The following is a 14,283-nucleotide window of genomic DNA, read 5'->3' on the forward strand; positions in this document are numbered from 1 at the left end:
AGGAAAATGACGTTGATGAGAGCAGCCCCCAAAATTACGTTTCGCAGGTTGATCGGGGCGGTAACGCTCTCGGTTTTCGCTGCACAAACCGGGTATGCCGAGCCCAAACATGGCATAGCTATGTATGGCGACCCTGTCCTTCCACCGGATTTTGTGTCTCTGCCCCATGTGAACGCCGATGCGCCCAAGGGCGGCAAGATCATTTTTGCCGAAGCCGGAAGCTATGATTCGCTGCATCCGGCGATCCGTAAAGGCAGCGCGCCGTGGCAATTGCGCTTTATGCTCTTTGAAAGCCTTATGGGCCGCAGTTACGACGAGCCGTTCACGCTTTATGGCCTTCTGGCCGAATCGGTCGAGACAAATGACGAACGCACTTGGGTTGAATACACTCTGCGCGAAGGCACCCAGTTTTCCGACGGAAGCCCCCTGACCATCGAAGATGTGATGTGGTCTTACGAGGTGCTCGGCACGCTTGGCCATCCCCGATATCATGGGGCGTGGCAGAAGGTCGAAACGATGGAGCAGACCGGTCCGCGGTCGGTCAGGTTCACCTTCAACACCGAGGATCGCGAATTGCCACTGATTCTCGGGATGCGACCTATTCTGAAAAAGGCGCAGTGGGAGGGAAAGGACTTCGAAGCCTCCGGCATTGATGTGATCCCGATCGGATCATCGCCTTACGTGATCGGCGATTTCGAACCCGGCCGCTATTTGACCCTGAAACGGAACCCCGACTATTGGGGCAAGGATGTGCCCTTCATGAAGGGGCAAGCCAATCTGGACGAGATCCGGTTCGACTACTACGGTGACGGCGACGTGACCTTCGAGGCGTTCAAGGCTGGCGAAGCCACCACCCACCGTGAAACCAACCTTCAGAAATGGGCGACCCAGTTCGATTTTCCCGCCGTCCAGTCGGGTGATATCGTCCTGTCCGACATCCCCCACCAGCGGCCCACCGGCATCATGGGATATGTGATGAACACCCGCCGTCCGGCGTTTGCCGATATCCGGGTGCGGGATGCGATGATCCACGCGTTCAATTTCGAGTTCATCAATCAAAGCCTGAACGCCGGGGCCAAGAAACGCATCCTGTCTTATTTCCACAACTCGGTATTGGGTATGGAACCCGGCAAACCGGCCGAAGGTCTCGTGCGCGATATACTCATGCAATATGATGATCTGCCCGACGGCGCGGTTGAAGGATACGCCCTACCCGTTTCCGACGGGTCGGCCCGCAACCGAGACGGGTTGCGCCGCGCGATGGACTTGATGGAAGAAGCTGGCTGGACCGTTCAGGACGGCGAAATGAAAAACGCGGATGGCCAGACGTTTACATTCGAAATTTTGCTGAACAGCGGATCATCCGAAAACCGGCAAGAGATCGACATGTTTGCCAGTGCGTTGGAGCGCCTTGGCATCACGCCCACGATCACCTCGATCGACAGTGCGCAGTACAAGGAACGGACCAATGCGTTCGATTTCGACATGGCCTATTACTGGCGCGGCCTGTCGCTCAGTCCCGGTAACGAACAAAAGCTCTATTGGGGATCGGAAAGCGCAGATAAGGAAGGCACCCGCAACTGGATGGGTGTCAAAAGCGCCGCCATTGACGGTCTAATAGACTCCATGCTGAACGCCAAGGGTCAGGACGATTTTCGCGCCGCCACCAAGGCGCTGGACCGCGTGTTGACTGCGGGGCGTTACGTCATCCCACTGGGCTATACCGAGTTGTCACACATCGCCCATGTAAAAGAGCTGAAATACCCCGAGCGCGTGCCGATGTATGGCGACTATCTTGGCTTCCAGCCTGAAATTTGGTGGTACGAAGAATAGGCTTGCCCACTCCCCGCTTCCGCGTTACGGCCCTGTCACAAAACCGGGCTAACCACGTGCGGCACGGGGAACAAGGAGCATCCGATGGGCTTGTTTGAGCGGTATCTGTCGCTTTGGGTGGCGCTGTGCATCCTGGCGGGCGTTGTGATGGGAAACACGGCCCCCAGCCTGTTCGCGCTGATCGCCGGGGGCGAGATCGCCAGCGTCAACCTGGTGGTCGCGGTGCTGATCTGGATCATGATCTATCCGATGATGGTTCAGGTTGATTTCGCCTCGATCAAGGATATCGGGCGCCGTCCAAAGGGGCTGGTGCTGACGCTGGTGATCAACTGGCTGATCAAGCCCTTCACCATGGCCGCGCTGGGTTGGCTGTTCTTCCGGGTGCTCTTTGCCGGGCTGGTCGACCCGGATACCGCCAGCGAGTATATCGCGGGCATGATCCTGCTTGGTGTCGCCCCCTGCACCGCCATGGTCTTTGTCTGGAGCCAACTGACCAAGGGCGATCCGGCCTATACGCTGGTGCAGGTCAGCGTGAATGACGTGATCATGATCTTTGCCTTTGCCCCGATTGCTGCGTTTCTTCTTGGGATCAGCGACGTGACGGTGCCGTGGCAAACGTTACTTCTGTCGGTCGTGCTTTACGTGGTGTTGCCCCTTGCCGCCGGGATCTGGACCCGCCATCGCCTGATGCAATCGGGCGAGGCACAGGTAGAGGCATTCCTTTCCCACCTGAAACCCTGGTCCGTCATCGGCCTTCTGGCCACCGTGGTGCTTCTGTTCGGCTTTCAGGCGCAAACCATTCTGGCCCAACCGCTGGCCATCGTCTTGATCGCCATCCCGCTACTGATCCAGACCTACGGTATTTTTGCCATCGCCTATGGTGCCGCGCGCGCAATGAAACTGCCCCACAACATTGCGGCCCCGGCCTGCATGATCGGCACGTCGAACTTCTTTGAACTGGCCGTTGCAGTCGCCATTTCGCTGTTCGGCCTGAATTCTGGCGCGGCGCTGGCAACCGTGGTCGGCGTGCTGGTCGAGGTACCGGTGATGCTTTCGCTCGTCGCGATTGCAAACCGGACCCGGCATTGGTTCCCGAGGTGAGGCATTGATGGGGCGGTTGGAAGTTAGAGTGTTCTAAATTAGATGTATGTCAACTTAGAGCCCTAATTGCACGATGTCGCAAATCTATTGAACGTTCGTAACTCAGCACGTTCTGAAACGCGATCAGCCTAGCCATATTTGTTGCTGATTGCGACATATCTCCGCCATAAATCTCTGCGACCACTAAGAGCGTTAATCAAATCAGAGTGCCCACTCTGTTCGCATATCATTCGGCAATCGGAGGCCAAGGATGAGAGGCTATCGTTCTATAGACGATTTTTGGGAATATCTTGGGGAACTTGGTGTCCTTGGGCCGGCGGGCAAAGCGTTATTGGCCATGCTTCTTGCGGGCTGTGTGCTGTTGATAGGAGCGTGGCTGTACTCACGATATCAACAGTTTCGGATAGGAGGCGGTTTTGAGGGCCACCGAGCTCGAAGCAAGATAAAGAGACTGCGCACACAAGGGCAATTAGAGGGTGAATTCACCTATGCCGATGCGTTGGAATTGACCAAAACCGGCACCATTCGCACGAAGTCATTGGCAGACAAGATCATCGACTGCATCGTGCCCATAGAGATACTCTTTAGCAGCACAGAACATGACCTCATTTATCAGCTGGAAATGGAGTATCGGAGCGAAAAAGAAGTGGCCGGTTGGGTCGAAGTTTCTCAAACGCTCAACCTCACAGACATTTCAAAAGTTTTGGAAGAAGTTGTTCTAGTGCGTAACATTGTTTGCCACCCAGAGTTCAGCCAACGTAACATGCCGGAGGACGAGACACTTTATGACAATCTGAGAAGGCGCGCACTGGAGTTGCACGATGAGTTTGCAAAGATCGACGGTGTTGCACGACTGAGATCGGCAAGCGTGAGTTACTTGAGTAAACATGCACCTCATATGTTGCCGCTTCCGACTTGGTGATTTTAAGCGGTATGGCGAAGACGCTGAACAGTTTTTCGGATGCATCGCTGCATGATTGGTTAGGGAGGTGATCCACTGGTGTTATGATATAAGGTCAAAATTCCTGAAAGTGATCTTTGGCATTTCTTCAGCAAAAGTCGGTTCTCTCCGCAAGGCCGACAATCACACCACTCCGCCTCAAACCTCACACCAGTGACGTCACCCACAGGATCGTTGCGTCCTCGGCACTGGTTGACACCACATTATGCCCCATGGACGCGTCGTAATAGGCGCTGTCGCCGCGCTTCATCTCGACCGGTTCATAAAACTCGGTGATCAGACGGATCGCGCCGGTCAGGACATAAAGGAACTCCTCGCCGTCATGACGCACCCAGCCGTCGAACTCGTCGAATGATCGCGCCCGCACCCGTGCGCGATAAGGCAACATCGTTTTCTTGGTCAGCGCACCGGCCAGCAATTCGTGTTCATAGGTGGTGGTTGCGTGCGCCGCCCCTTCGCCCGTTTTGGTCACAGCCATGCGGCCCGACACTTGTGCGGCCTTTGGCGCGGTGAACAGTTGTGGCACCGAGATTTCCAGTCCGACAGCCAGTTTCTTCAACGCCTCATAGGTGGGCGACATCTGTCCGTTTTCGATCTTTGACAGGGTCGACCGTGCAAGACCCGCCTGACGCGCCGCCTGCTCCAACGTCCAGCCGCGCGATTTACGCAGGTCCCGCACCCGAGCGCCAAGGTCCAACGGGCTGGGATCGGGAGGCTCGTCCCCGTTCTCACGGGCCAGACGGATCAGACTGGGTTGTTCAGGCTTTATCATGCGCTTTCAATACACGGAAACCCGAGTGATGCAACTGCGCGCCCTTGCAAGTTCAGCCAGAGCTTGGCACATCACACGCATGCTGTCCGAGTTTCACCCCACCACCCCACTGCCGTCGCCGCCTCAAGCTTTCAACATGGCGCGCTATGTGCTGACTCATGCCGCGGATATGGGTGACAAGATCGCTCTGTCAGTGGTGACACCAGACGGGACAGGCGAGACGCATTGGACGTACAAGCAACTGAATCGCGCAGTTCGGGGTGTGGCTGGCGGGTTGTTGGCGCAAGGGTTGTCGCCCGGCGACAGAGTGCTTTTGCGGCTGGGCAACACAGTGGATTTTCCGCTGGCTTTTCTGGGCGCGATTGCTGCCGGGCTGGTGCCGGTGCCGACCTCGTCTCAGTTGACGCAGGCAGAAATCACCAAGATGGCAGCAATGATCACGCCCAGGCTGATAATCGCTGATGACGGGATTGCCTTACCGTCAAAATCAGATGCACCGGTGCTGGAAGTGGATGCACTGCACCAGTTGGCCAACCACACGCCCGCACCGTTTCACATGGGCGATCCTGAGCGTCCGGGTTATGTCGTGTTCACGTCGGGCACATCCGGCAAGGCGCGCGCGGTTGTGCATGCTCATCGTGCCATCTGGGCGCGGCAAATGATGTGGGACGGCTGGTATGGGATAACGCGTGATGATCGTTCGATGCATGCGGGCGCGTTCAACTGGACCTACACGCTGGGCACCGGACTGATGGACCCTTGGTCGGTGGGCGCAACGGCTTTGATCCCGGCGGCAGGCACATCCTCTGATCAGCTCGGTCCATTGCTGGCACGCGAAAACGCGACGATCTTTGCCGCTGCGCCCGGTGTCTATCGACAGATGCTGCGCGCGCCATTGCCTGCCCTGCCCGCCTTGCGTCATGGCTTGTCTGCGGGTGAAAAGCTGCCCGCGACCACGCGCGCCAATTGGGTCGAGACGTCCCGGACCCCGATCCATGAAGCCTATGGCATGTCGGAATGTTCGACCTTTATCTCGGGCGCGCCCAACCACCCTGCCCCGGATGGCACGCTCGGCTATCCTCAGCCGGGACGGCACATCGCGGTGCTGGACACAGACGGTCAGATCATGCCACGCGACACACCCGGCATTATGGCTGTACATCGCAGCGATCCGGGTTTGATGCTGGGCTATCTTGGTGCCGATAAGGACACAAAAAGCCGATACAGCGGTGACTGGTTCCTTACAGGCGACACTGTTAGTATGGCGAAGGACGGGGCGATCACTTTTGAAGGGCGGTCGGATGACATCATGAACGCGGGTGGCTTCCGGGTCTCTCCGATCGAAGTCGAAGCCGCCATGGCTTTACATCCCGGCATACACGAAGCCGCCTGTGCCGAGGTGGCGGTGAAAGACGATGCCACGATCATTGCGTGTTTCTATACGCCTGAAATCGATCCGATCCCTGAAGACACGCTTTCAACCCATGCCCACTCGCAGTTAGCGCATTACAAATGCCCTCGGTTGTTCATTCCACTCGACAATCTGCCACGCGGGGCCAACAACAAGCTTTTGCGCGCCACCCTGCGCGCACAGTTTGAGGCCGGGTTGCTCACCCAACTGTGATCCACAACACTTCCCATCCCCGACAATCCCCGGTAGAGCTTTCGCGTAAGGGAGACCCCAATGATCCGCCTCGACATCTTTTCCGACCCGATCTGCCCCTGGTGCTATATCGGAAAGTCCCGCCTTGATCACGCACTGGAAGCGCGGCCTGACCATCCGTTCAAGATCGAATGGCATCCCTTTCAACTGAACCCGGATATGCCCGAGGACGGCATGGACCGTCGTGCGTATCTTGAAGCAAAATTCGGCGGGCAAGAAGGCGCGGTAAAAGCCTATCTGCCAGTGGCGACCGAAGCTGAAGCCTCGGGCCTTAAGATCAATCTTGAGGGTATCAAGCGCACCCCGAACACCCTGAACGCTCATCGCTTGATCCATTGGGCGGGGATCGAGTTCAAGCAGAACGCCGTCGTAGACCGCCTGTTCCGCGCCTATTTCATCGAAGGTATCGATATCGGCGACCAATCGCAGCTTGCTCGCATAGCGACTTCGGTCGGGATGGATGGTGACGTCGTGACACGCCTTCTGAAGACGGACGCCGATGCCGAGGATATTCAGGCGCGCGATATGGATGCCCGGCGAAAGGGCGTTCAGTCCGTGCCGACCTTCGTCGTGGCCAACCAACATGTGGTTCCGGGCGCGCAACCGACCGAACTTTGGACACAGGTGATTGATGACCTGATCGCACAGCTGGCCGCCAGATCGACCGAAGGTCCGGCGCATTGATCACCCGTTTCATTTCCCAGCATGTTTCGCCTCAGACGCCCTTGCGGTTGCGCGAATATGTGCTGTTGATCGCGGCACTGTTTTCGATGGTCGCGTTTTCCATCGACTCCATTTTGCCCGCATTGCCGGAAATCGGCAGCCAGTTGGTGCCCGATGATATCAACAAGGCGCAGCTTCTGATCAGCGCCTTTGTGATCGGCGCGGGGTTTGGCCAGCTAGTCTTTGGCCCTTTGTCCGACAGCATGGGGCGGCGGTTTTCCCTGTCGATGGGCATGTTGCTTTACATGCTGGCCGCCTTCGCCGCTTTTTGGGCGCAAACGCTAGAGGCCATTCTGTTCTGGCGGTTCGTGCAAGGATTGGGTGCTGCCGGGCCGCGCACCTGCGGCATGGCGATGACCCGCGACCTTTACGAAGGGCGGCAAATGGCGCGGGTGAATTCAATGGCGTTTGGGTTTTTCGTCTTCGTGCCCGCCGTTGCCCCGATGATCGGACAGTGGATTGTGCTGGGCTTTGGCTGGCGGCAGATGTTCACCGCTTACATCTTGCTGGCCGCAGCGATCCTGACTTGGTTTTTACTGCGCCAGCCCGAAACCCTGCCACCAGAGCGTCGGCGGCCCCTGTCGCTGCGCCCCACACTGTCGGCGTTCAAGGTGGTTTTGCAAACACGTGTGACACTGATCTATATGGCGATCATCACGCTGGCATTCGGTCAGCTGATGTCGTTCATCAGTTCGGCCCAGCAGATATTTGTCGACGTATTGGGAGCTGGTACAAACTTCCCTTATTATTTCGCGTTGGTGACGGTTTTTTCCGCCTTCTCTGGGTTCTTAAATGCCCAGCTTGTCGTACGCTTGGGAATGCGTCGGCTGGCGCTGGCGGGGTTTGCGACGCAGACGGTTCTGGCTTCACTGACGCTCCTTGCATGGTGGTATTTGGACCCGCAAGGCGCGTTTGCGCTGTGGCTGTTCTGCGGCTGGGCGACAACACTTTTCTTCTTGAACGGGCTGAGTTTCGGTAATCTGAACGCGCTGGCCATTCAGCCCTTGGGCCATGTGGCGGGCACCGCAAGCGCCGTGATCGGGGCCGTGCCCACCGTCGCCGCCATCGCCATTGCTGCCCCTGTTGGGCTGGCCTTCAACAACACACCCTTTCCACTTTTGATCGGAGTCACGATCTGTTCGGCGCTGGCATGGGCGCTGATGCAGTTGGACCGGGGAAACATGAACTAAGACGCGGTGGGATTGGCTTTCTCAGCCTTCGCACGCGCGTCTTTCACCTTCATCGCCAAATCCTGCGCGATGGCAAACGCGCCTTTGATCTTGTCCGAGGTCTTGCGCCAGTCTCGACGCACCACAATCTTGTTGTCACGCACCTTGGCCAATCCGTTCTGCGCGTGAATGAACTCGACCAACCCTTCGGGCGAGGCGAACTTGTCATTGTGGAACTGGATCGTTGCACCTTTCGGCCCGCCATCCAGCTTGGCAATCCCCGCACGTTTGCACATACCCTTGATCCGCACGACCAGAAGCAAGGTGTTGACCTCTTTCGGCAGCGGGCCAAAGCGGTCGATCAATTCGGCAGCGAAGCCTTCGAGTTCGACCTTCGTGGCGAGCGAGGACAGACGGCGATACAAGCCAAGCCGCACATCAAGATCTGGTACGTAAGTATCTGGAATAAGAACAGGAACGCCTAGATTGATCTGCGGCGCCCATGTACTGTCGGCATCCGACAACCCTTCCAACTCGCCCGCCTTAATCTTGGCAATCGCCTCTTCCAGCATCTGCTGGTAAAGCTCGTACCCCACTTCGCGCATCTGGCCTGACTGTTCCTCGCCCACCAGATTGCCCGCGCCGCGAATGTCCAGATCCTGACTGGCCAGCGTGAAACCCGCCCCCAGCGCATCCAGTGACCCCAACACGCGCAAACGTTTTTCGGCAGTGGGAGTCAGCGGTACACGAGGTTTCGTCGTCAGATAGGCATAAGCCCGGGTTTTCGACCGGCCTACCCGACCCCGGATCTGGTAAAGTTGCGCCAGACCAAACATATCGGCGCGATGGATCACCATTGTATTTGCGGTCGGAATATCGATGCCGCTTTCGACAATCGTGGTCGCCAGAAGCACATCATATTTGCCGTCATAGAACGCATTCATCCGGCTGTCCAACTCGCCCGCAGCCATCTGACCATGCGCCACAACGAACGAGACTTCGGGAACGTGATCAGCCAGAAACGCTTCGATCTCGGGCAAGTCCTTGATCCGTGGCACGACAAAGAAGCTTTGCCCACCGCGGTAATGTTCGCGCAACAGCGCCTCGCGGATGGTGACGCTGTCAAACTCGGATACGTACGTACGGATCGACAGCCGATCCACCGGCGGCGTGCCGATGATCGACAGATCGCGAACGCCGGACAGCGACATCTGAAGTGTGCGCGGGATCGGTGTGGCCGACAGGGTCAGCACATGCACATCCGAGCGCATTTCCTTCAGCCGCTCCTTATGCCCTACACCAAACCTTTGTTCTTCATCAACAATCAGAAGTCCAAGATTTCGGAACCGAATGTCCTTGGCCAACAGCGCATGGGTACCAACAACAATATCCATCGTTCCCCGTGACATGCCTTCACGAGTTAGTTTTGCCTCGCGCTGCCCCACGAACCGGCTGAGCTGTCCGATCTGAATGGGAAAACCCCGAAAGCGTTCGGAGAAGCTCTTGTAATGCTGCCGCGCCAGCAGCGTGGTTGGTGCAATGACGGCCACTTGTTGGCCGGACAACGCCGCCACAAAGGCCGCGCGCATGGCGACTTCGGTCTTGCCGAAGCCCACATCGCCGCAGATCAACCGATCCATCGGGCGACCCGACGACAAGTCGGTCAACACGTCTTCAATCGCGCCCAACTGGTCTTCTGTTTCCTGATACGGGAAGCGGGCCGAGAACTCCTCCCACGCGTGGTGGGGGGCATCCAGCACAGGCGCTTTGCGCAGTTCGCGTTCGGCAGCCAGACGGATCAGCTTGTCGGCAATTTCGCGAATGCGCTCCTTCAGCTTGGCCTTCTTGGCTTGCCACGCGCCGCCGCCCAGCTTGTCCAGCAGTCCAGTCTCTTGACCAAATTTCGACAGAAGTTCGATGTTTTCAACCGGTAGGTACAACCGGTCTCCACCCGCGTACTCCAACGCCAGACATTCATGGGGCGCACCCATGGCGGTGACGGTTTCAAGGCCAGTAAACTTGCCTACGCCGTGATCGACATGGACGATCAGATCACCAGCGGACAGCCCTTGCGCTTCGGTCAGGAAGTTTTCGGCCCGGCGTTTGCGCTTGGGCGCGCGGATCAGGCGGTCGCCCAGCACATCCTGTTCTGAAATCACTGTCAGATCCGGGCCTTCAAACCCGTGCTCCAACGGCCAGACGACCAGATAGACGCCGCCCTTGCCATCCGGCACATCGCGAAAATCTTTGATCCGCGTAGTGGTGACCAGTCCTTCGTCTGACAACAGCCCTTGAAGCCGTTCGCGCGCACCTTCGGAGTAGGACGCAACGATCACGGGTTGGTCGTCTCTCGCAACGATGTGATCGGTCAGGGATTTGAACAGGTTGATGTTTTCCTGCTGACGTTCTCGTGCGAAGTTGCGCCCGATGCGCCCGCCGCCATCCAGCACCCCTGCACCAGTAGCCTGTGGAAGCGCGACCAATTGAACAACCCGCGTATCGGCAAGAGCAGCGTCCCACGCCGAATCGTCCAGATACAGAAGCCCCGGCGGACAGGGTTTATAGACTGTATCCATTCGGTTTTTTGCGGACATGGCAATCTTGCGGGTCTCGTACTGATCGACGATCGCCTCCCACCGGCTCAGGCGTGTGGGCGTCAATTGATCGTCCAACATGACCGTCGCACCGGGCACATAGTCGAAAATCGTCTCGAGCCGCTCGTGAAAGAATGGAAGCCAGTGTTCGTTTCCTTGATGTTTACGCCCGGCAGAAATCGCTTCGTAAAGCGGGTCATCCGACCCTGCCGCCCCAAACTCGATGCGGTAGTTCTGACGAAACCGAGTGATCGCCGCCTCATCCAGAATGACTTCGGACACAGGGGCCAATTCGATGGATTTCAGAGTGTCGGTTGTGCGCTGTGTGACTGGGTCGAAGCGGCGGATGCCATCCAACACGTCGCCGAACAGATCAAGCCGCACCGGGCCGTCATGACCAGGGGCATATATGTCGATGATCCCGCCCCGGATCGCGAAATCGCCCGGCTCCATCACCGTGGGCGCTTGCGAAAAGCCCATGCGTACCAAAAATGCACGCAACGCATCGACGTCGATCTGGTGGTCCACGCTGGCGGTGAACGACGTCTCTTTCAGCAAAGCCCGCTCTGGCACCCGTTGCGTTGCCGCATTCAGGGTGGTCAATAAAACAAATTTTCCTGCGATCTGCCCCGTTGCCAACCCCGCCAGTGTCGCCATGCGTGTGGCAGACACGGCCGCATTGGGCGACATACGATCAAAAGGCAAACAGTCCCAGCCCGGAAAGCGGATGACGGTGACACCAGGTGCGAAGAACGCCAGCGCGGCCTCCATCGCAGCCAATCGTTTGTCGTCACGCGCCACATGGACGACCGGCCCAGACCCGCGAGCCAATTCCTTGACCAGCAGCGTGGCGTCATACCCTTCGGGGGCACCAGAGAGCAGCAATTTTTCCATGGATGCGAGGTAATGGCCTGAGGTTTGGTGTCAAGGGCGCGGGGTCAGCGCAATACACCCAATGACAGGTTTTGATACATCCCCCAGAGCGAGGTCACGAAGATCGCGCCCATGCCAAGGAACTGGGTCTGCACGCGGTGACGGTTCAAGCGCTTACGCAAATCTTCGCCGTCCAACGCACGTTCGCGGATCACGGCGGCGGTGTTCAGCGACATCAAACCAGCCAGTGCTATCGGGAACAAAAGCAGGAACACGGCCTGCGCAAACTCGACCTTGTACCAAAACCCCAGGATCGCCATCGAGGTAAACAAAGCCGCAGCAAATCCAAGGATCCACAAGCCAGACACGCCAGCAACATAAAGCACTCGATTGCAGTTGATGCGCACCAGATCCTCTAGATCCTGTTGGGCCTCGCCTTCCAGCCGGGCGGCCTTCTGGATCAGATCGAATGGCACGCCGACCACCCAATGACTGACCGTCGACCAGGCCACGGCAAGCGCGATCCAATACCACAGGTTCGAGAACGACCGCATGTCTATGATTTCGAATACGGTGGAATACCAATCCACGTGCACTTCACCTTGCTTTTGGGCCGTATTCCGGGCGGTCCGAACTTTGTTCGGATCGACTGCCTGCTCGGGCCTGTCCTGTATTTCGCCAGACTAGCCGTGGCGGCGCAGCAATGCCAGCCCGCTTTTGCGACAAACAGCGGCAGATTGCACACTTGTGATGGGCGCGATCCCATGGCAGGAAGTTTGAAGCCAAGAGGACAGGGCCTTCCGTGCCCTGCCCCAGCCAGAGGAGACGAATATGAGCCGCGCCCCACACACCACCACGGTCGCCCCGTTTCCCATGACACGCTTGCGGCGCACGCGCTCCAGCGCACCTTTACGCAATTTGGTGCGGGAAAACACGCTCAGTGTGGATGATCTGATCTGGCCTGTTTTCGTGGAGGATGGTGATGACCACGAAGAAGCCGTCCCGTCGATGCCCGGTGTTACACGCAGATCCATCGACCGACTGGTCGCGGCAGCCCGGGACGCCGCCGATCTGGGCATCCCGGCGATGTGTATCTTTCCAAACACCGATCCCGCGCTGAAAACGGAAGCCTGTGAAGAGGCTTGGAACCCCGACAACCTGTCGAACCGGGCCATACGCGCCATAAAAGACGCGGTGCCTGAACTTGCCGTGATGACGGATGTTGCGCTCGACCCGTATAACTCGAACGGCCATGACGGGATTGTCGTTGATGGTGAGATTTTGAATGATGAGACGGTCGAGGCCTTGGTCAAAATGGCTTTGGCGCAAGCCGACGCCGGTGCGGACATTCTTGGCCCATCGGACATGATGGACGGACGGATCGGGGCCATGCGCCATGCGCTTGAGGCCGCCGACCACCGCAACGTCACGATCATGAGCTATACTGCCAAATATGCATCAGCTTTTTATGGACCGTTCCGCGACGCCGTCGGTGCCTCCGGCGCGCTGAAAGGTGACAAAAAGACCTATCAGATGGACCCCGCAAACTCGAATGAAGCAATGCGGCTGGTCGAAAGGGATCTGGCCGAAGGTGCTGACATGATCATGGTCAAACCCGGAATGCCCTATCTTGATATCTGCCAAAGGGTGAAAGACACATTCGGCGTGCCCACCTTCGCCTATCAGGTGTCCGGTGAATACGCGATGCTGATGGCTGCAGCAGATAATGGCTGGCTGGACGGTGACATGGTCATGGCGGAAAGCCTGATGGCCTTCAAGCGCGCTGGTTGCGATGGCATTCTGACCTATTTCGCGCCTCGTATCGCGCGGCTTCTCAACGGCTTGTAATCCAAGGTACTTCATAGGCCATTTTTCGCGCCTCTTGCGCTTAACGGGTGACAGCCGTAACGCATGCCGCTATATCTTGTGGCAAGTGGGCCAAGACCCACAAACGAGCACTTGTCGCGGCGGCGGCACATTCAACGAGGCGAAATTATGCAAAAGAACAGGCTTTCCCGCAGAGGGTTCATGATAGCAGCAGGCGGTGCGAGCGTATCGCTGGCCGCATGTGCAAACGGCGTTGGGTCGCGCGACGGAGATCGCATTGACGCCCGCGTCGACAGCACGCTGGACTATCTTTACAACCGGTATCCGGGCACGCGCGAGCTGGCGTCGAAATCGACCGGCCAATTGATTATGCCATTGGTGACGGAAGCAGGCTTTGGTCTGGGCGGCGCTTATGGGCGCGGCGCGCTGCGTATCAACGACGCCACAGTCGACTACTACCTGCTGACACAGGCCAGTGCCGGTCTGCAAATCGGCGCGCAACAGTATGCGCATGTGCTGTTTTTCATGACCGATCAAGCGTTGCAGGATTTCCGCAGGGCTGCTGGTTGGGTGGCCTCGGCCGATATAAAATACGCCTTTCAGACTGAAGGCGACCGTTTGACCGCTGATACGATCACGGCCTCATCGCCAGTGGTTGCGGTAGTGTTCGGTCAAGCCGGATTGATTGCCGGTGCGTCGATCGAAGGGGCAAAATACACACGGATCATTCCCTGATCCAAACGGATAGAACATGCAAAAAAAGGGCG

General features: G+C 57.8%; 11 protein-coding genes. 8 read left to right on the forward strand and 3 right to left on the reverse strand.

What is annotated here, in order from left to right; translation table 11 throughout:
* The first annotated feature begins 120 nt into the window (after positions 1-120).
* The 3 genes from MWU51_RS06845 (at position 121) to MWU51_RS06855 (ending at position 3,856) form a co-directional block, all read left to right on the forward strand.
* Positions 121-1,833: an extracellular solute-binding protein gene (locus tag MWU51_RS06845; protein ID WP_247038741.1), complete on the forward strand. Its 1,713-nt coding sequence runs from the start codon at positions 121-123 to the stop codon at positions 1,831-1,833.
* Positions 1,834-1,917: 84 nt separating this feature from the next.
* Complete coding sequence (gene arsB, locus MWU51_RS06850) at positions 1,918-2,934, forward strand: ACR3 family arsenite efflux transporter (RefSeq protein ID WP_247035848.1); 1,017 nt, start codon at positions 1,918-1,920, stop codon at positions 2,932-2,934.
* Between the two features lie 250 nt (positions 2,935-3,184).
* Positions 3,185-3,856, forward strand: coding sequence for a hypothetical protein (locus MWU51_RS06855; protein WP_247035849.1), 672 nt, complete (start codon positions 3,185-3,187; stop codon positions 3,854-3,856).
* A 184-nt stretch (positions 3,857-4,040) separates the two neighbouring features.
* On the opposite strand, the gene MWU51_RS06860 is transcribed toward MWU51_RS06855, so the two are convergent.
* The gene (locus MWU51_RS06860) at positions 4,041-4,667 is read right to left on the reverse strand and encodes an XRE family transcriptional regulator (RefSeq protein WP_247035850.1); all 627 of its coding nucleotides are present in this window, start codon (positions 4,665-4,667) and stop codon (positions 4,041-4,043) included.
* A 79-nt stretch (positions 4,668-4,746) separates the two neighbouring features.
* On the opposite strand from MWU51_RS06860, the gene MWU51_RS06865 reads away from it, so the two are divergent.
* The 3 genes from MWU51_RS06865 to MWU51_RS06875 are packed head-to-tail and all read left to right on the forward strand — an operon-like array spanning position 4,747 to position 8,243.
* Positions 4,747-6,291 (forward strand): class I adenylate-forming enzyme family protein, encoded by a 1,545-nt coding sequence (locus MWU51_RS06865; RefSeq protein ID WP_247038743.1) that lies wholly within the window; start codon positions 4,747-4,749, stop codon positions 6,289-6,291.
* Positions 6,292-6,351: 60 nt separating this feature from the next.
* Positions 6,352-7,014 (forward strand): DsbA family oxidoreductase, encoded by a 663-nt coding sequence (locus tag MWU51_RS06870; RefSeq protein ID WP_247035851.1) that lies wholly within the window; start codon positions 6,352-6,354, stop codon positions 7,012-7,014.
* Positions 7,011-8,243: a multidrug effflux MFS transporter gene (locus MWU51_RS06875; RefSeq protein WP_247035852.1), complete on the forward strand. Its 1,233-nt coding sequence runs from the start codon at positions 7,011-7,013 to the stop codon at positions 8,241-8,243. The genes MWU51_RS06870 and MWU51_RS06875 overlap by 4 nt, the downstream gene beginning before the upstream one ends.
* Here the strand turns inward: MWU51_RS06875 and mfd are convergent.
* On the reverse strand, positions 8,240-11,710 hold the full coding sequence (gene mfd / locus MWU51_RS06880) for a transcription-repair coupling factor (protein ID WP_247035853.1): 3,471 nt from the start codon (positions 11,708-11,710) through the stop codon (positions 8,240-8,242). The two genes, MWU51_RS06875 and mfd, sit on opposite strands and share 4 nt — an antisense overlap.
* A gap of 44 nt (positions 11,711-11,754) precedes the next feature.
* A complete protein-coding gene (locus tag MWU51_RS06885; protein ID WP_247035854.1) occupies positions 11,755-12,279 on the reverse strand; it encodes a component of SufBCD complex in 525 nt (174 codons plus the stop codon).
* A 241-nt stretch (positions 12,280-12,520) separates the two neighbouring features.
* Between MWU51_RS06885 and hemB the strand changes: the two genes are divergently transcribed.
* On the forward strand, positions 12,521-13,537 hold the full coding sequence (gene hemB, locus MWU51_RS06890; protein ID WP_247035855.1) for a porphobilinogen synthase: 1,017 nt from the start codon (positions 12,521-12,523) through the stop codon (positions 13,535-13,537).
* A 180-nt stretch (positions 13,538-13,717) separates the two neighbouring features.
* Entirely contained in the window at positions 13,718-14,251 is a 534-nt protein-coding gene (locus tag MWU51_RS06895) for a YSC84-related protein (RefSeq protein ID WP_247035857.1), read from the forward strand.
* The last annotated feature ends 32 nt before the right edge of the window (positions 14,252-14,283 follow it).

Origin of the sequence: Aliiroseovarius sp. F47248L (genome assembly GCF_023016085.1) — a bacterium.
Lineage (GTDB): Bacteria > Pseudomonadota > Alphaproteobacteria > Rhodobacterales > Rhodobacteraceae > Aliiroseovarius.

Coding starts and splice junctions, on each gene's coding strand:
- MWU51_RS06865 (WP_247038743.1), top strand. CDS start 4,747: ATGCTGTCCGAGTTTCACCCCACCACCCCACTGCCGTCGCCGCCTCAA.
- arsB (WP_247035848.1), top strand. CDS start 1,918: ATGGGCTTGTTTGAGCGGTATCTGTCGCTTTGGGTGGCGCTGTGCATC.
- MWU51_RS06895 (WP_247035857.1), top strand. CDS start 13,718: ATGATAGCAGCAGGCGGTGCGAGCGTATCGCTGGCCGCATGTGCAAAC.
- MWU51_RS06855 (WP_247035849.1), top strand. CDS start 3,185: ATGAGAGGCTATCGTTCTATAGACGATTTTTGGGAATATCTTGGGGAA.
- MWU51_RS06870 (WP_247035851.1), top strand. CDS start 6,352: ATGATCCGCCTCGACATCTTTTCCGACCCGATCTGCCCCTGGTGCTAT.
- hemB (WP_247035855.1), top strand. CDS start 12,521: ATGAGCCGCGCCCCACACACCACCACGGTCGCCCCGTTTCCCATGACA.
- MWU51_RS06845 (WP_247038741.1), top strand. CDS start 121: ATGTATGGCGACCCTGTCCTTCCACCGGATTTTGTGTCTCTGCCCCAT.
- mfd (WP_247035853.1), bottom strand. CDS start 11,710: ATGGAAAAATTGCTGCTCTCTGGTGCCCCCGAAGGGTATGACGCCACG.
- MWU51_RS06860 (WP_247035850.1), bottom strand. CDS start 4,667: ATGATAAAGCCTGAACAACCCAGTCTGATCCGTCTGGCCCGTGAGAAC.